Raw genomic sequence first — 15,008 nt, forward strand, 5'->3', positions numbered from 1 at the left:
TGAATCCGATGCGCGGAACAGGCCGCCAGTAGCGGAAAAAACTAAACGCGAGGCCTGATTCAGCTCCATTGCTGACAGTGCAGGCTCACGATAGTCCCAAAAATGGTGCTCCCAAACCTTATATTGCACCATTATTGGGCCAACCAGTCACAAAAGGCACCATTTTGGTGCTACCCCTGGTTGCGGGCCGCCTGGCTCGCAAGCAAATTGCCTGCAGCGAGTTTATAATTCGCCACCTTTGCAATCTTCTCGTCAAACGAAGCACGATTGACCAGACCCAGCAACCCAACACCCTTAACCGCGGTATCCGGCACCTTCTATGCACTTCGTCGTCAAATTCTTCCCAGAAATCACCATCAAAAGTAATCCGGTGCGCAAGCGCATGTCGCGCCAGCTTGCGGACAACCTGCGAAAATTGATGCGCCAGTTAGACGATCGTATTCAGGTGCGTAAAGACTGGGAAAAAATTGATGTCGTAGCGCCAGACGCAGTATCCCATCTTTCCGAGCGAATAGAAGAGGTTTTGGCGCAGACGCCCGGTATTGCCAACTTTGCCCGGGTGCAACAGTTCCCGCTGGGTGACCTGGACGACATCTATCAGAAAACCCTCGCCATATGGGGCCCGCAACTGGCCGGCAAAACCTTCTGTGTGCGGGTAAAGCGCACCGGCAAGCACGACTTCCAGTCACTGGATGTGGAGCAGTACGTGGGTGGCGGCCTGAACCAGAACAGCGACGCCGCCGGGGTAAAACTTAAAAACCCCGACATCACCGTGAAGCTGGAAGTCCGCCACGACAAACTGAACGTGATCGAAGAACTGCACCAGGGCCTCGGTGGTTTCCCACTCGGAACCCAGGACCCGGTTCTGTCACTGGTGTCCGGCGGTTTTGACTCCACCGTGGCCAGCTACCTGACCATGAAGCGCGGCATCCGCACCCATTTCCTGTTTTTCAACCTGGGCGGCCGCCAGCACGAATTGGGGGTAAAAGAAGTCGCCTTCTACCTGTGGAACAAGTACGGCGCATCACACCGGGTGAAGTTCATCACTGTACCCTTCGACGAAGTGGTCGCAGAGATCCTCGAACAGGTGGACGACTCTTATATGGGCGTAACCCTGAAACGCATGATGTTGCGTGCCGCATCCGCTATGGCCAAGGAGCTGGAAGTGGATGCGGTGGTGACCGGCGAAGCCATTGCCCAGGTCTCCAGCCAGACCCTGAAAAACCTCGCGGTGATCGACAGCGTGACCGACACCCTGGTACTGCGCCCGCTGATTGCCTCGGACAAAACGGACATCATCCGCACCGCTCGCGCCATCGGCACCGAAGACTTTGCCGCGAACATGCCGGAGTACTGCGGAGTGATCTCGGTAAAACCCACCACCCGCGCGAAAATGGAAAAAGTCGTACACGAGGAAACCCGCTTCGACTTCACCGTACTCGATCGCGCTATCGGCAACCGGGTGATCCAGAATATCGACGAAGTGATGCAGGACCTGGGGGAAGACACTCCGCCGGTGGATATTGTTGCCGAGCCGGGCGAGGCCATCGTCATCGACATCCGCCACCCCACGGAAGAGGAAGTCAATCCGCTGGAGCTGGACAACACCGAAGTGGAAACCATTCCCTTCTACCGCTTGAGCACCGCCTTCCAGAAGCTGGACAAAGATAAACACTATCTGCTGTACTGCGCCCGCGGCGTCATGAGCCAGCTGCACGCGTCGCATCTGCTGGACCAGGGTTACAGGAACGTCGGCGTATTCCGCCCGGAAAAGCCCAAGCACTAAACGCCCCTGCGCCAAGGTTCAAGCGCACGTCCAAAAGCCCCGGTCGCCGCCGGGGCTTTTCTTTCAGGGACGACGAAAGCGCAAATGTTACTGGACACTTTCGTCTAGCAGCCGGCACCGGATACCGGTGTACACTGATCCCCCACTTCAATAGTCAGAAGGAATCACGATGTTCAGCCACATCATGCTCGGCGCCAACGACATTCAGGAATCCAAGGCATTTTACGATGCGATTCTCGGCGTACTGGGCCACAAGCCCGGCGTCATCGATGCCAAAGGACGCTGCTTCTATTTTACCGACAGCGGTGTTTTTGCCCTCACCAAACCCATCGACGGAGAGGCGGCGAGTTGTGGTAACGGCAGCACCATTGGCTTTTCAGTCGCGAGCCCGGAGCAGGCCGACCTGTGGCATGCCGCAGGCGTAGCCAATGGCGGCAGCACCTGTGAAGAACCACCGGGGGTACGCGAGGGCGGTGGCATGAAGCTGTACCTGGCTTACCTGCGCGATCCATCCGGCAACAAGATCTGCGCGCTGCGCCGTATGGAAGCCTGATCGCAAGGCTCTCAGCCATACAGGTGTAAGTCACTGACACATCAAAAAAAGCCCGGCCAGCTCGCCGGGCTTTTTTTGTGCCTGCGGCAACCCGCTATGCTGAGGACTGGTTAGCTTGTGATCTGAACAGGGGAAAGCATGCAGCGCAAACCCGCCGTCAATCACCGCGGCAACCCACGGGCGCTTGTGCGGGCAACCTGCACGCCACTGGCATCAATCTTCGGCAGCGGCTTTCTGGTTATGGTACCCATTCTCGCCGGGGCAGTTGGAGCCTATGCCGTATTGGCCATGGCGCTGGTATGCGCGCTGGCGTTTTGTGTGGGCAGTGTTATCCGCTTCAATATTCGCCACGCGGAACCGGCGCTCGCGGCAAGCCCCAAGGAATCCACCCTGGCGTTTGAGCGCAGCTCAGACCTGGCGCTGGTCATGGCCTACGTGATCTCGGTCTGTCTCTACCTGCATATCCTCTCTGCGTTTGTGCTCGGCAGCCTGCATCTGGATACCGGGGTCAACGAGGATGCACTCACCACCGCCGTCATCGTATTTATCACAGTGATCGGTGTGACCCGGGGGCTGGAAAGCCTTGCGGCGCTGGAGGGAATCGCGCTGGCGGTCACCTTGGTGATTATCGTGCTGCTGATCGGCGGCTTCGCGCTCCACGACCTGCACGCCTGGCGGTCGCCGGCGGGGCTGACGCTTTTCCATCCCAAACCCCACAGCCTGTGGGAAATACTCACCATCGTTGCCGGCACCCTGATCGTGGTGCAGGGGTTCGAGACCACCCGCTACCTGGGGGACAGCTTCCAGGCCGACACCCGTATTCGCGCATCGCGCTGGTCACAGCTTATTTCCACCGGCGTCTATCTCGTATTTATTGCGGTGGCACTGCCGCTGGTGCATACCTTGAACGGCAAGTACGACGACAACAGCCTGATTCATCTCGCCGCCGCTGCCTCTTCCGTGCTGGTGGCACCGCTGGTCATTGCCGCGGCCATGAGCCAGTTCTCCGCTGCGGTGGCGGATACACTCGCGGCCACCGGCAATCTCGCGGAAGTGACCCATCACCAGCTCAAACTGCGCTTCGCCACACTACTGGTCGGCGCTGGAGCCATCGCACTGACCTGGTCCGCGGACACCCTCGAAATAGTGGCGCTGGCATCGCGGGCATTTGCGTTTTACTACCTGTTGCAATGCCTGGTCGCGATCAGCGTCAGCCAATCCGCCTGGCAGCGCACATTATTTGCCACTGTCGCCGTGGCCCTCGCTTTTATCACCGTTTTTGCGGTTCCCGCCAGCTGACCAATGACACGCCGCAAGCGCCCATTTCCAGACACAAAAAAGCCCGGGCAATGCCCGGGCTAAACTGGGGGTCCGGCAGCGTACTGCTACCGGGATCTCGACCAAGAGAATTTTTTTCAGCTTTCGCTTTCGGTGTTTGCTTCAGTATTTCCTTCGACTTTGTTTTCACAGGCTGCCGCCGGCTCTTCGCCGTCGCACGCCTTCGGCTCAAAATAAAACTGGTAGCGCCACTCCAACCCTTTCCAGGAGGTTTCCGCAGGCACAAACTGCCAGTTCTTGATCGCCGCCAGCAAGGGCGCCGCGTATACCGCCACTTCCTCGCTGGTTTTGTGCTTGAGTGTCAAACCCGACACCGAACCATTTTTTTCCACGTCGAAAGAAAAGAAGAGGGCACCCTCGACCTTGTCTTCCAACGCTTTTTCAACCGCGTCATTTTCGGAAAAGTCCGGGCGCTCGTAATACCAGAAGGAAAGCCCCTTTTCGCGAAATTCCTGCTGCTTGCTCTGGCGGTAAGCATTTTTTTCCGCGTTGCGGCACTCGCTGAAACTTTCGTAGGCGGAGCAGTCCGGGCGCTGCCAGTCCAGGCTGAAAGCCTGGCTGGCGAACAGCATGGAAGCCGCGATCAATACTCGCTTAACCACGCTTCACCTCATCGTAAAAGGTGTAGTCGAGGCCGCGGGCACCTTGCGGGATACAGTCACTGGCGGGCGCGTCGGTGGGCTTGCCATCGCCAATATGGCGATTGAAGAAATCGATCATGCGGCAATAGATTTCTTTCTGGCTGTCCTTCTCGCGGGCGCCGTGGAAAGCGCGCGGGGCGACCAACGTTTCCAGTGCGTGGTGCTGCTTCTCCAAGGCGTCGCGCATGGCCCAGTAGTGCTCGATGGGTACACGCACATCGCGGGCGCCCTGCACCAGGAAGACCGGTGCCTTGATGCGCTCGGCGTTGCGCGCCGGGGAGCGCTGGCGATGCACTTCGGGGTCGGTACCGGTGGCTTCTGCCAGGTACTTGCGGCCCGCTTTACGCAGACGGATATCGCCGTGGGTACTGAAAATTTCCATGTCATACACGCCCACATAACCGATACCACACTGGTACAGGTCCGGCTCTTTGGTAACGCCCTGCATGGCCGCGTAACCGCCGTAGGAAGCACCGTAGATACAGATACGATCCGCGTCGGCGATACCCGCCTGGATCGCCCAGTTGGTGGCGTCGGTCAGGTCGTCCTGCATTTCCATACCCCAGTGGCCGTACCAGTCGAACAGGAAGTCGCGACCATAGCCGCCGGAGCCGCGGTAGTTCACGTGCATCACCGCGTAGCCGGCGTTGGCGAATAGGATGCGCTCCTTGTTGTAACCCCAGTAGTCGCGCGGACCGTGGGGACCACCGTGCGGCAGGATGATCAGCGGCAGGTCTTTCGCTTCCTTGTTCACCGGCAGGGTCAGGTAGCCATTGATCTCGAGACCGTCGCGCGCGGTGAAGCGCACCGGGTGGGTCGCCGGGATATTGGCCGGGTCGATCCACTCCGCCTGGTTGGCGAGGAACTTCAGCGCACCGTCAAACTGGTTGTACACGTAGTAGCTGCCCGGATGACGGTCGTCGCCCACGTGCACCACCCACTCGTTACCGTCGCTGGTACGATTCAGGATCTGGATGTGCTTGTTGGCGAAAGTACCCTGCAAACGCTTGTGGGTCTTGGCGTAGTGGTTGTTTTCGTCGATGTAGACCATCTGCGGATAATCGTAATTGATCATCGCGCCCCAGGGGTTGCCGTCTTCATCGTAGAAAATCTTGTCGTAGTCGACCTTCGGGTGACGGTAGACCAGCTTTTTCTCACCGGTTTTCACGTTCACCTTGTAGAGGCCCTTGGTCGGCGCTTCCAGGGTGTCGGAATACCACATCCAGTCTTCGTCTTTGGTCCACGCCAGCGGTGCGAAAACACCGTCTTTGTTGTGGAACACGGTTTCGTCCCAGTCACCGGCAGCATTGCGGCTGGCCACCACGGTCGCATCGAAGTCGTCCGGCAGTTTGCCGACCCAGTGGGTAATTTCGCCTTCCTTGTTGAAGATCGCATTCGGCATGCGGATCGGCGAACGGGCGATACGGGTGGTTTTGCCGGTGTAGATATTCAGCTTGTAGATGTACTGCAGCGGGAAGCTCATCGCGGAACCGGAGGGGTACACGGCGATGCGGTAGTGATCGTCATCGATCTTGCCCAGCAGCTGCGCGCCTTCCGCACCGTCGTAATCGCTGGTGCCGCGGAAAACGATTTCCTTGCGCGAACCGTCGATATTCATACCGGCGATCTGCGAGGTGCTCGCATCTTCCGCCACCGCGGACTTCATGGTGAAGCTGAACAGAACACGCTCTTTGTTGGCCCAGCGGATACCGCTGACACCCACGTCACCGGACATTTGCAGGGTGGATTTCACTTCCATGGTACGACGGTCGATGATCAGGCCATCGGTCATGCCGTCTTCACGCATGCGGCCGGCGGCGAAGTATTTGCCGTCCGGAGAAATGCGGATATTGGTGTAGGCCACCGGGCGGAACAGGTCCTCAAACGGCACCGGCATCTCACCCAGGCTGGCGAAAGGCTTTGCCACAGATTCTTTTGCCACTGCCGGTGCCGGCAGCAGGCTCATCGCCGCAATCGCCCCGGTAACCACCGCGGCGCTCAGCATTGATACTATTTTCATTGTTTTCTCTCCTGTGGCCGGCGCCCGGCAAAAAACGCCAGGCACCGACCGACACATCAACAGGATCTCAGTTATTCACTCAGGAAGTAGCTGAACGACAGGTTTACACTGCGGCCGTAGGGCTGCTGCAGGTAGCTCCAGTAGTGGGGCCAGCGGTTGGTCATGTCGTTATTGGGCATTTCATCGGTCAGGTTTCTGATCGTGAGACCCAGGTTCATGCGTGCGTTGGGGCGATAGTTCGCAGACAGGTTGGCGGTGTAGTAGGGATCCATCCGCTCGGTGCTGGCGAAGTTTCTGACGCTGCCCTGGCGTTGAATGAACAGGTTCGCGCCCACGGAACGGAAACCGCTCAGCGGGTTGCTCCAGCTCAGGGTCAGGTTGCTGTTGTTGGCCGGGGTCGCCTGGCCGGGCAGGCCGTTGCGCATTTCCACCGGCTCGTCGCCCGCAAACTGCAGCCACTCGTAGGACAGGATGTTCACGTACTTGAACTGGGCGCCGAAGTTACCGAAGCGGGCAGAATCAAACTGGCCGGCCAGGGTCACATCGATACCTTCCATATCGGTGTATTCGTGGTTCTGCGGCTCGATGATGATGCGCTCAACGGCACCGGACGCATCGCGAATTACGCGGTTGTTCACGTCCTGACAGAAGTTGCTGCCGCTGGCGTAAACGCCGGTGGCACACTGCCATTCGTTACGCATCAGGCCGGCGGCACTTTCGGTTACCACTAGGTCTTCCAGGCGCACGTTGTACCAGTCAACCGCGAGGCTGATGTCATTGGTCGGGGTAAACACAAAGCCGAAGCCGACGTCCTTACCTTTTTCCTCTTCCAGGTCCTGGCTGCCGCGACGGGTAGAGACCACGTTGTAAACCGCACAGTCGCTGGTGTCTTCGTCCAGGTAGCAGTTGTTGCCCACCAGGTCGGCAACCACGGTGAAACCGGTGGACTCACCGTAAATGTTGAACATGTCCGGAGCGCGGAAAGTCTGCGCCACGCTGCCGCGGAACTTCAGCATGTCCATCGGGCTGTACAGGAACTTCAGCGAGGACGTATTGCGGCCGCCGATCGCGGTGGAATCGTCGTAGCGATCCATACGGGTGGCGAAGGTCAGTTCCAGGTCTTCCACTACCGGAATCAGGAACTCGGCACCGATGGCAGTGCGATCGCGGCTGCCGCCCGCTTCGATGGCACCCAGGTTCAACCAGCCGTTGCCGTCCAGGTTCAGGGAGCGCTCGTCCGGGCTGATCTGGCTGGACTGGGTCGCCCAGTCGGCGATCACCGCCACGGTGACCGGGTTGTACAGGAAGCCGAAATCGCTCAGCTCACCCACCGCTTTGGCGCTGATGCTATCGGCACTGGAGCTGGCATAGGTGGTGGCCATACCCATCAGTTCGTCGATATCACCGGAGGCATCGCGGAAGATATTGTCCACCAGCTGGTTGTCGAAGAAGCTGTTATTCACCACGTAGACGTTGTTCGACAGCTCCTGGGAGTACTGGGCGCCGTCGAGGATCCAGTTGCGCAGCGCATCTTCACGGATGGCACCGTACTTCTGCACCATGTTGTAGCGCGCCTTGGAGTAGCCCAGGTCCCAGTTCCAGGTGGTGTCGCCGAGTACGGTTTCACCTTCGAGGCCCAGCATCAGGGTCCACATTTCCTGGTCGTAGCCGGAAGTGGTGTAACCCAGGTCGTGCACAAAAGAGCGCGCGACATTCACTGCGCGGCTGCCGTCGGCACTGATGATGGTGCCATTCCAGTTGGCCGCCGGCGCGGAGCTGGACACGTCCTGCTTGGAGCCGAGGAAAGTGGCAAAACCGGAAATGTTGTCGCTGAACTGGTAGCGACCGTCGACGAAGGTAGAGGTGCGCTCCATTTCCGGCTGCATGGCGATGCCACCGGAGGCGTCGAAGTTACACACGGTCTTGCCGTCTTCACCGTAGGTCTCGGTGGTGACCAGGCCAGCCGCTTCACAGTCGTAACCCATCGGAGAAACCGGACCCTGGGTGCCCGCGTTCAGATCGGTCAGGGTAACGCCAACGCCGGTGGTCAGGTATTTGCGGTCGTTCAGGAATTCAATGTCATCGGCGTAGATGGCGTCAGAGGAACGCTGCTCCAGGCTGAAGGTCACGGAACCGCGATCGAATACCTTACCGGTAATGAAGGAAGTGTTCTTGGTGAGGCCGTAGCCGTCTTCGTAAGCGCCGACGTCGGCAGTGACGATGGTCTGCTCCATGTCGCGCTTGGTGATCACGTTGATCACACCACCCACGGCATCGGAACCGTAAATGGCGGAGGCACTGCCATTCAGGATTTCAACGCGGGAAACCGAGGTACCGGGGATGGTGCCCAGGTCCGCGCCGTTCTGTTCACCGCCGAAGGGCAACGGGTAGTCGGCAATGCGGCGGCCGTTGACCAGTACCAGGGTACGGCCGGCACCCATGCCGCGCAGGTTGGCTTCGGAAGCGCCCACGGTAAAGCCGGACAGCAGGTTGCCCGCTTCGCCTTCGCGGTAGCCGGTGTTCGCCGCCAGCGAATCGATCACATCGGCAACGGTGTTCAGGCCGCGCGCCTTCATGTCTTCTTCGCCGATCACGGTCATGGGATCGGGGCCGTCGAAGGTGCTGCGCGGAATCAGGGAGCCGGTCACCACCACGTTTTCCATGGTTTCGGCGGAACGCACCACCAGTCCGTCTTCGGATTTAGCAACCTTCTTGGTTACTTTTTCGGAAACAAGCGTTTCCTGCAGTTCGGTTTTTTCGGTTTCCTGCGCTTCGCTGCTCTCTTGTGCCGACAGCGGCATGGCCGCAGAAACACCCAGTACCAGCGCTACGCAGAGCGAGAGTTTCTTTTTTTCAAACATTGTTTTTTCAAACATGGTCAATTCCCGTGGGCGTACACCCATCTGAAATTTTTAATTCTTAAACCGGGGGTGCAGTGCACCCCCAGGGCCAGGACGAACGGATCAGCCGTTACAGGCTGCGGGAGATGGACAGGTGGCCGCTGATGCCATTCTTGTCCACGTCACCGCTGTGTATGCCCAGTCCAGATTTGAAGGTCCACAGCTGGTATTTGCCGTCGATACCGAAGTCCACATTGAAGCCAGTGCCGGACACATCGCTTTCGAAAGCGATGCCGTTGGCGTGCAGGTTGTGGATATCGGCGTTGCGACGCTCAGATACGCTGAAGGTGGCGTAAGGCATGGCGAAGCCTTCACTCAACTTGAACGACTTGCGCATGTTCAGGCCCAGGCGCGCGCGCTTGCTGCTGTTCAGTGCGTAGTCGTAATCGAAGTTGCCATCCGCGGTGCTGAAGGAATCGACGTCGACACCGACGTTGTCCCACTGTGCAAACGGGGTCACGGCCATGCCGGAATCCGCCAGGTAGGTCCAGCCCGCTTCCACGCTGACACCATCGGCTTTACCGGAAGTGGCCGCGGCGGAATCGTGCGCACGCACGTTCGCGTCGAAGTCCACCACCTGGTACATGGCATTCGCGTAGAAGTCGCGCATGCTCCAGCTACCGGTCAGGGCGTAGGTTTTGGTATCCAGTTTGGCGTTGGCGGATTGCTCCAGCTGGCTGCCGTCGGCGGTACCCAGGCCCACCAGTGGGCTGAAGGACAGCCAGCTGTCACCCAGCTTGGTGGAGTAAGTCGCACCGGCAACCTGGCCACCCAGGGACTGACTGAAGGTCAGGTCCTGCGCCGCCAGCGCGCCGAGGGCGGCCACATCGCTGTTGGTGGTGAACATGCTGGACCAGGCCTGCAGGCCTTCGATACGACCAGTCTCGCTGCCGTTGGCAGAGCGCTCGCCGTCGAAGAAGGCAGAGGAAGAACGCAGCCAGAAGCTTTCCGCGAGGTGGGAAATGGAGCTGGCCGCGGTGCCCAGATCGGACAGACCCGCGGTGTAATCCACTACCCAGTTGCCGCCGCCGTCCTGGCGCAGTTCGGCGCTGAGGATGGTGTCGGCAAAGTCGCCGCCGATGTTGGCGAGCTGGACGCTGTCCATATCCTGCTCACCGTTGATCACCAGCACCGGGCCGGACACGATGCGGCCTTTGCCCTGGTCGGTCACGTTCAGTGCCAGGCGCAGGTTGGAGGACTGGGTGGTGCCCGCTTCGACGTCGAGGATTTCGTTCGCGGTCACGTCGCCGTGAATCACGATGCGGTCGCTGCCGCGGCTGCCGATGTCGGCCAGCAGCAGGGTGTTCTGGCCCTGGAAGCTGGTGAATTCCACATCGCCGCGAATGGTCAGCTTGTCGCCGATCTCGTCGTTCACACTGGAGATGGTGACGTAGCTGCCGCGGTAGGACTGGTTGAGCATGGTGCCCTTGGCGCCCACGTCGATGCGACTGTCGCCGGAGAAGACGATGTCACCAGACTGGTTGCTGAAATTGTTGGCACCGGCACCCATGTCGATGCTGGCATCGTCGAGGATGAACTTGCCCACGCCCACGATGTAGCCGTCGGCGTCGTAGCGGAATCCATTGAGGATAAAGTCATCGCCCGCGCCCATGGATACGGAGCCTTCGATCAGGCCGCGGTTGACGATGTTCGCCGCAAAGTCTTCGGTAGACTGGATCGCAAGGCTGCCTTCGCCGCTGGCGAGGATAGTGCCCTGGTTCACCACCGCGCCTGCACGCACAAACTCTTCACCGGTTTCCGCGTCAATCGCATTAAGGATTGCGGAAGACAGCTGCACACCGACAGAGCTGTCACCGACCGTCACGGTGCCGGTATTCACCACCTGCGCCAGGGTACCGAAAGCCTGGATACCCAGGGAGTCGTCACCCACGGTTAAGGAGCCAGTATTGATCGCGGTGGCGTAGTTGGCGCCGTAATTGAAGTTGGTCCCCATGGCCTGGATGCCGGTGGACGCATCACCGGTTTGGATAACGCCGGCGTTCTCGGCAATGGCCTGGGTCTGGCCGCGTGCTACCAGGCCCGCAGCGTTGTCGCCGACGATGATACTGCCGGTGTCGCTCTGCATGCTGCGTGCAAAGAAAGCTTCGGCGAACATGCCCGCCGCTTCGTCGCCACCGGTAATGTCACCGGTATTCAGCAGAGTTGCCGTCAAACCGGCATCGGTGAGGGTGCGCATGCCTGCAGCAATCTCAACATTGTTCAGGTTTTGCATCGGACCGCTGCCGATAGTGATACTGCCGCTGTTGTAGCCCAGTGACATATAGCCGTTCACGCCCATACCGGTGGCGTAGTCGCCGGTGCTGATTACGCCGGTGTTAATCGCCGCCGCGGTGTGGTCGTACGCAAACTCTTCACTCAGGAAGGTCCCGGTGGTGAACACGTTGGAAGACACCATGCCAAAGGCGCGATCACCTGTGGTCACATTGCCGCTGTTGTGTGCAAATGCGTAGGCATCGTTGCCGCCGGCAACCACAGAGCTGATACCGTTGGCGACGGAGCCGTGAGCGTATGCGCTTTCATCAGTAGCCTCCAGCAAGTGACCGCTTCCAACGGTGACATTGCCTTCGTTGAACACGGAGCTGGAACCGTGCCAGCTTTCGGAACGGATACCATTGGCGACATCGCCAGCAAATACATCGCCGCGGTTCACTACGAGGTGATTCGCCAGGCCTTCGATACCGAAGTTGCTGACGTTGATCGCAGTAGACTTGATGGTGACCGCACCGTAGGTTTCCGGCTGGCGCCCATGCACGCCATTGCCAACGGAAATGCTACCCTGGTTTTCAACCACAACGGTGCCGTATTTTGCCGAGACATTGATACCGCGAGCCTGATCCGAGAGGCTGATATCACCGGTATTCAGGATACTGGTGGTAGTCAGCTCGATACTCTCGTCGATCTCGATCTTGGTGTACTCGTACACCTCATCGATGGTGATTTCGCCGGCCAGATACGACTCCATATCCGCCTGAGCTCGGGCGTAATTACTGGCGTTGACCTTGTCCACGGTCGCCTGGCCGTACTGGGTCCACTTGTTGGCGCTGCCAACAAGGTTTGAGCCCAGCGCAGAAACGTTGATACCAAAACTGGTAATGGCGAAGGATTCCAGCGCACCGTTTTCGTTGTAGCTGACCAGGTGGCTGGTGTCAGCACCGCCGATGAAACCGGAGTTGGCAATAATCACGTCGCCATTTTCAAAACCGCCAAACGCTTCGACAGTAGCGCCGTCGATGCCGGCACCGGACTGCTCAATGCTGTCCATATTGAACGGCGAGGCCTCGACCTGAATCGCCGCACTGCCGGCGCCATTGAGGTAAATATTGCCCTGGTTGTCGATTACGGTTTCGCCGACACCGCGGGTACCAATGCCCGTTCCCAGCGCGCCCGCTTCAATATCACCGGAGTTGAGAATGGTCTTGGTTCCGTGGCCCACTGCGGTAATGCCGGCAGCAGCCAAAGTACCAGACAGATCCAGGGTGCCGCTGTTGGCGATGGCGATATCACCGCGGTCGTCAAAGTAGCCGGTGGCTTCCCACTGCACCACTTCCGAGTAGTGCTTGGTAGCTTCTTCGGTGTAGTAGCCGGTGGGGCGGCCGACTAAGTTCAGTATCGGCGCCTCATGGGTGTAGTAGTCCCCATTGGCATTGTGGCTGTAAATGTTGTCTTCGCGATCACTCAAGCCGTAGGCCACATTGAGCTCGCTGGCTTCACCTTTTTCGATGGTGAAATACGGCTTGGTCGGGCAGCCAAAAAATGGGTTACAGGCTGCAACCTCGACCATTTCTTTGGTGGCGCTCAAGCCGGCAGAGGTAGAGGCGTAAATACCGGCACCACCAACGCCATCGGCAACATCGATATCACCGGAGTTGATGATGGTAATACCTGCACCGGAGGGGTTTTTCGCATGAATGGCAACACCCGCTTCACCCACAGAGATACTGCCGCTATTGCCGATCTCGATGACGCTGTCGGTGGAATCGACGATCTTTGAACCAACGGAGTAGTCACGATAGAAGTGGGTATAGGAAGGCCCCTTCCAACCGCTGAAAAAATCAATCCGTCCCGCAGTGTGCTCGACGGCGTAAGCGGTCCCGCTGTCCTGGGTGTTGTAGCTGTAGGAAATACCGGAATCCATCGCTAGCACCGCACTGGACGCGCTGATGCCGTAGGAGGCATCGCCAGTGGCGATGTCGCCACTGTTGCTGATGGCAATATCACCGCTCTCGGTAAAGACGTTGACACCCTTGGAGATGTTGCCTGCGGTAATGGTACCCGCGTTTTCGATAACGATATTGCCGCTGGTGCTGCTGGCGCTGATGCCACCGGAGAAAACCGTCGCGGTATGCGCATTCGCAGGATCGACGAAGATAGTATCCTCACCGGTCCACACACTGATATCGGCAACGCCGTCACCATCCACATCGACTTTATTGAGGACCGAGAAGGGATTCTTACCGGACGCTACGATCTCACCGTAGGAGCTGCTGTGCTTTTCGGTGAACGCGGAGTAATAGGTAACGGACTGACCGCTGCCGACACTGATATCACCGGTGTTGGTAATAGAAATACTGCCGGCTTCGGTTTCCGCGTTGACCAGCGCACTGACACCACCCTCGAAGGTGCCTTCCTCGGCAACCAGGAAGGTGATTTTGTCCTCAGGGCCATTTTTGCTCAGCTTGCCATAGTCGGCACTGTCAGTGTTCACACCCAGATGGCTGTCGAGTTCGTCGGCAGCTACCTTGATCGGATTGCCATCGGCGTCGGTGAACAGAATTCGCTCGCCGGTAGGATTGCCGTCTTCGTCCAGCAGCGCCTTGCCGTTTTCATCCAGCACCATGTAGCTGTCGAAGAAGTGACCGCCGTCGTTGGAATTACCACTGCCGACACGGATACCCATGTCGTAATAGGTGCGCTCGACGCCGTCCGGAACTTCAATGCCTGCATCACCTTCGCGGGCGATATCGCCGTGGTTCTCGATCACGATGGAACCAGTGGCTTCGGTGTCGGCAACGGCCGCAGTTACCGAGGTAACGGTGATGCCGCTCGCCGTGCTGCCTTCGGCAACCACCACATTAATGTCACCGGGAAGAATACTCTCGGCCGCAGAATCTGGATCGATGACCGTCGCATCGACCACGTCGTAGTTGATGGTTTCATCGAATACGCCGCTGCAGGTGACGGTATCACCGGCCGCTGGCGCGCCCAGTTGACCCGGCGCGCAGGCGATTTCCGCTGCCGCTGCGTAGCCTGGAGTACCCATGGCGATGGCAGTCACCGCCGCGGACGTAAACAGAGCCTTGCGGACCGCGGAGGTCAGCTGACTCTGGGAACTGGGAAAGCCTTTGTTATCGGCCATAGATTCTCTCCCCAATGTGAATGGTTGCGATCGTGCGCTGTTATCGGAAGTTTCTGAGCGACGGATAAAACCACGGGGAGAATCAAGGGCTCCAAGGCTTTCACGTAACAGTTTGTCAGCGCACCGGTGTGGCGCGCGCAGCAGGGGAAATGCACCATCAGCGGGCAATTCCGTACGGTCGTTCAATATTAAAAATCGGAGGGAGAATCAGACCAGAAGGTCAGTCATTTTTTGTACAGATAATTAGTTGGACAATCGTCTGTTTCTAGGGGATTTTTCCTCACAAACCTGCGCTTTGTAACAGTTTGTAAGGATTCGGTAGAGGCTATGGAGCGGCCAGTTACGCTGTGATACAAACGATCAAAATACAACCAGAACACTGTTCACGCGCTG

7 protein-coding genes are annotated in these 15,008 nt (G+C 58.6%); 3 read left to right on the forward strand and 4 right to left on the reverse strand.

The features are described from left to right. Positions 1-319 precede the first annotated feature (319 nt). The 3 genes from thiI (at position 320) to M0G74_RS11340 (ending at position 3,638) form a co-directional block, all read left to right on the forward strand. Positions 320-1,786, forward strand: coding sequence for a tRNA uracil 4-sulfurtransferase ThiI (gene thiI / locus M0G74_RS11330; protein ID WP_248216965.1), 1,467 nt, complete (start codon positions 320-322; stop codon positions 1,784-1,786). A 169-nt stretch (positions 1,787-1,955) separates the two neighbouring features. Further along, positions 1,956-2,339: a VOC family protein gene (locus M0G74_RS11335; protein ID WP_248216970.1), complete on the forward strand. Its 384-nt coding sequence runs from the start codon at positions 1,956-1,958 to the stop codon at positions 2,337-2,339. 138 nt (positions 2,340-2,477) lie between these two features. Next, positions 2,478-3,638: a hypothetical protein gene (locus M0G74_RS11340; protein WP_248216972.1), complete on the forward strand. Its 1,161-nt coding sequence runs from the start codon at positions 2,478-2,480 to the stop codon at positions 3,636-3,638. A gap of 116 nt (positions 3,639-3,754) precedes the next feature. Here M0G74_RS11340 and M0G74_RS11345 read toward each other — a convergent pair whose 3' ends face one another. From M0G74_RS11345 to M0G74_RS11360, 4 genes are all read right to left on the reverse strand, one after another. After that, on the reverse strand, positions 3,755-4,279 hold the full coding sequence (locus tag M0G74_RS11345; RefSeq protein ID WP_248216977.1) for an energy transducer TonB: 525 nt from the start codon (positions 4,277-4,279) through the stop codon (positions 3,755-3,757). Then, the gene (locus M0G74_RS11350) at positions 4,272-6,338 is read right to left on the reverse strand and encodes a prolyl oligopeptidase family serine peptidase (RefSeq protein WP_248216985.1); all 2,067 of its coding nucleotides are present in this window, start codon (positions 6,336-6,338) and stop codon (positions 4,272-4,274) included. Before M0G74_RS11350 ends, M0G74_RS11345 begins: the two co-directional genes overlap by 8 nt. Before the next feature lie 71 nt (positions 6,339-6,409). Then, entirely contained in the window at positions 6,410-9,214 is a 2,805-nt protein-coding gene (locus M0G74_RS11355; protein WP_248216987.1) for a TonB-dependent receptor, read from the reverse strand. 94 nt (positions 9,215-9,308) lie between these two features. After that, on the reverse strand, positions 9,309-14,615 hold the full coding sequence (locus tag M0G74_RS11360) for an autotransporter outer membrane beta-barrel domain-containing protein (protein ID WP_248216998.1): 5,307 nt from the start codon (positions 14,613-14,615) through the stop codon (positions 9,309-9,311). Positions 14,616-15,008 lie beyond the last annotated feature (393 nt).

Origin of the sequence: Microbulbifer sp. CAU 1566, from assembly GCF_023156515.1 — a bacterium.
Lineage (GTDB): Bacteria > Pseudomonadota > Gammaproteobacteria > Pseudomonadales > Cellvibrionaceae > Microbulbifer.

Bases quoted from the DNA above. Each gene is read 5' to 3' on its own strand.
- M0G74_RS11360 (WP_248216998.1), bottom strand. From the start codon at position 14,615: ATGGCCGATAACAAAGGCTTTCCCAGTTCCCAGAGTCAGCTGACCTCC.
- M0G74_RS11335 (WP_248216970.1), top strand. From the start codon at position 1,956: ATGTTCAGCCACATCATGCTCGGCGCCAACGACATTCAGGAATCCAAG.
- thiI (WP_248216965.1), top strand. From the start codon at position 320: ATGCACTTCGTCGTCAAATTCTTCCCAGAAATCACCATCAAAAGTAAT.
- M0G74_RS11355 (WP_248216987.1), bottom strand. From the start codon at position 9,214: ATGTTTGAAAAAACAATGTTTGAAAAAAAGAAACTCTCGCTCTGCGTA.
- M0G74_RS11340 (WP_248216972.1), top strand. From the start codon at position 2,478: ATGCAGCGCAAACCCGCCGTCAATCACCGCGGCAACCCACGGGCGCTT.
- M0G74_RS11350 (WP_248216985.1), bottom strand. From the start codon at position 6,338: ATGAAAATAGTATCAATGCTGAGCGCCGCGGTGGTTACCGGGGCGATT.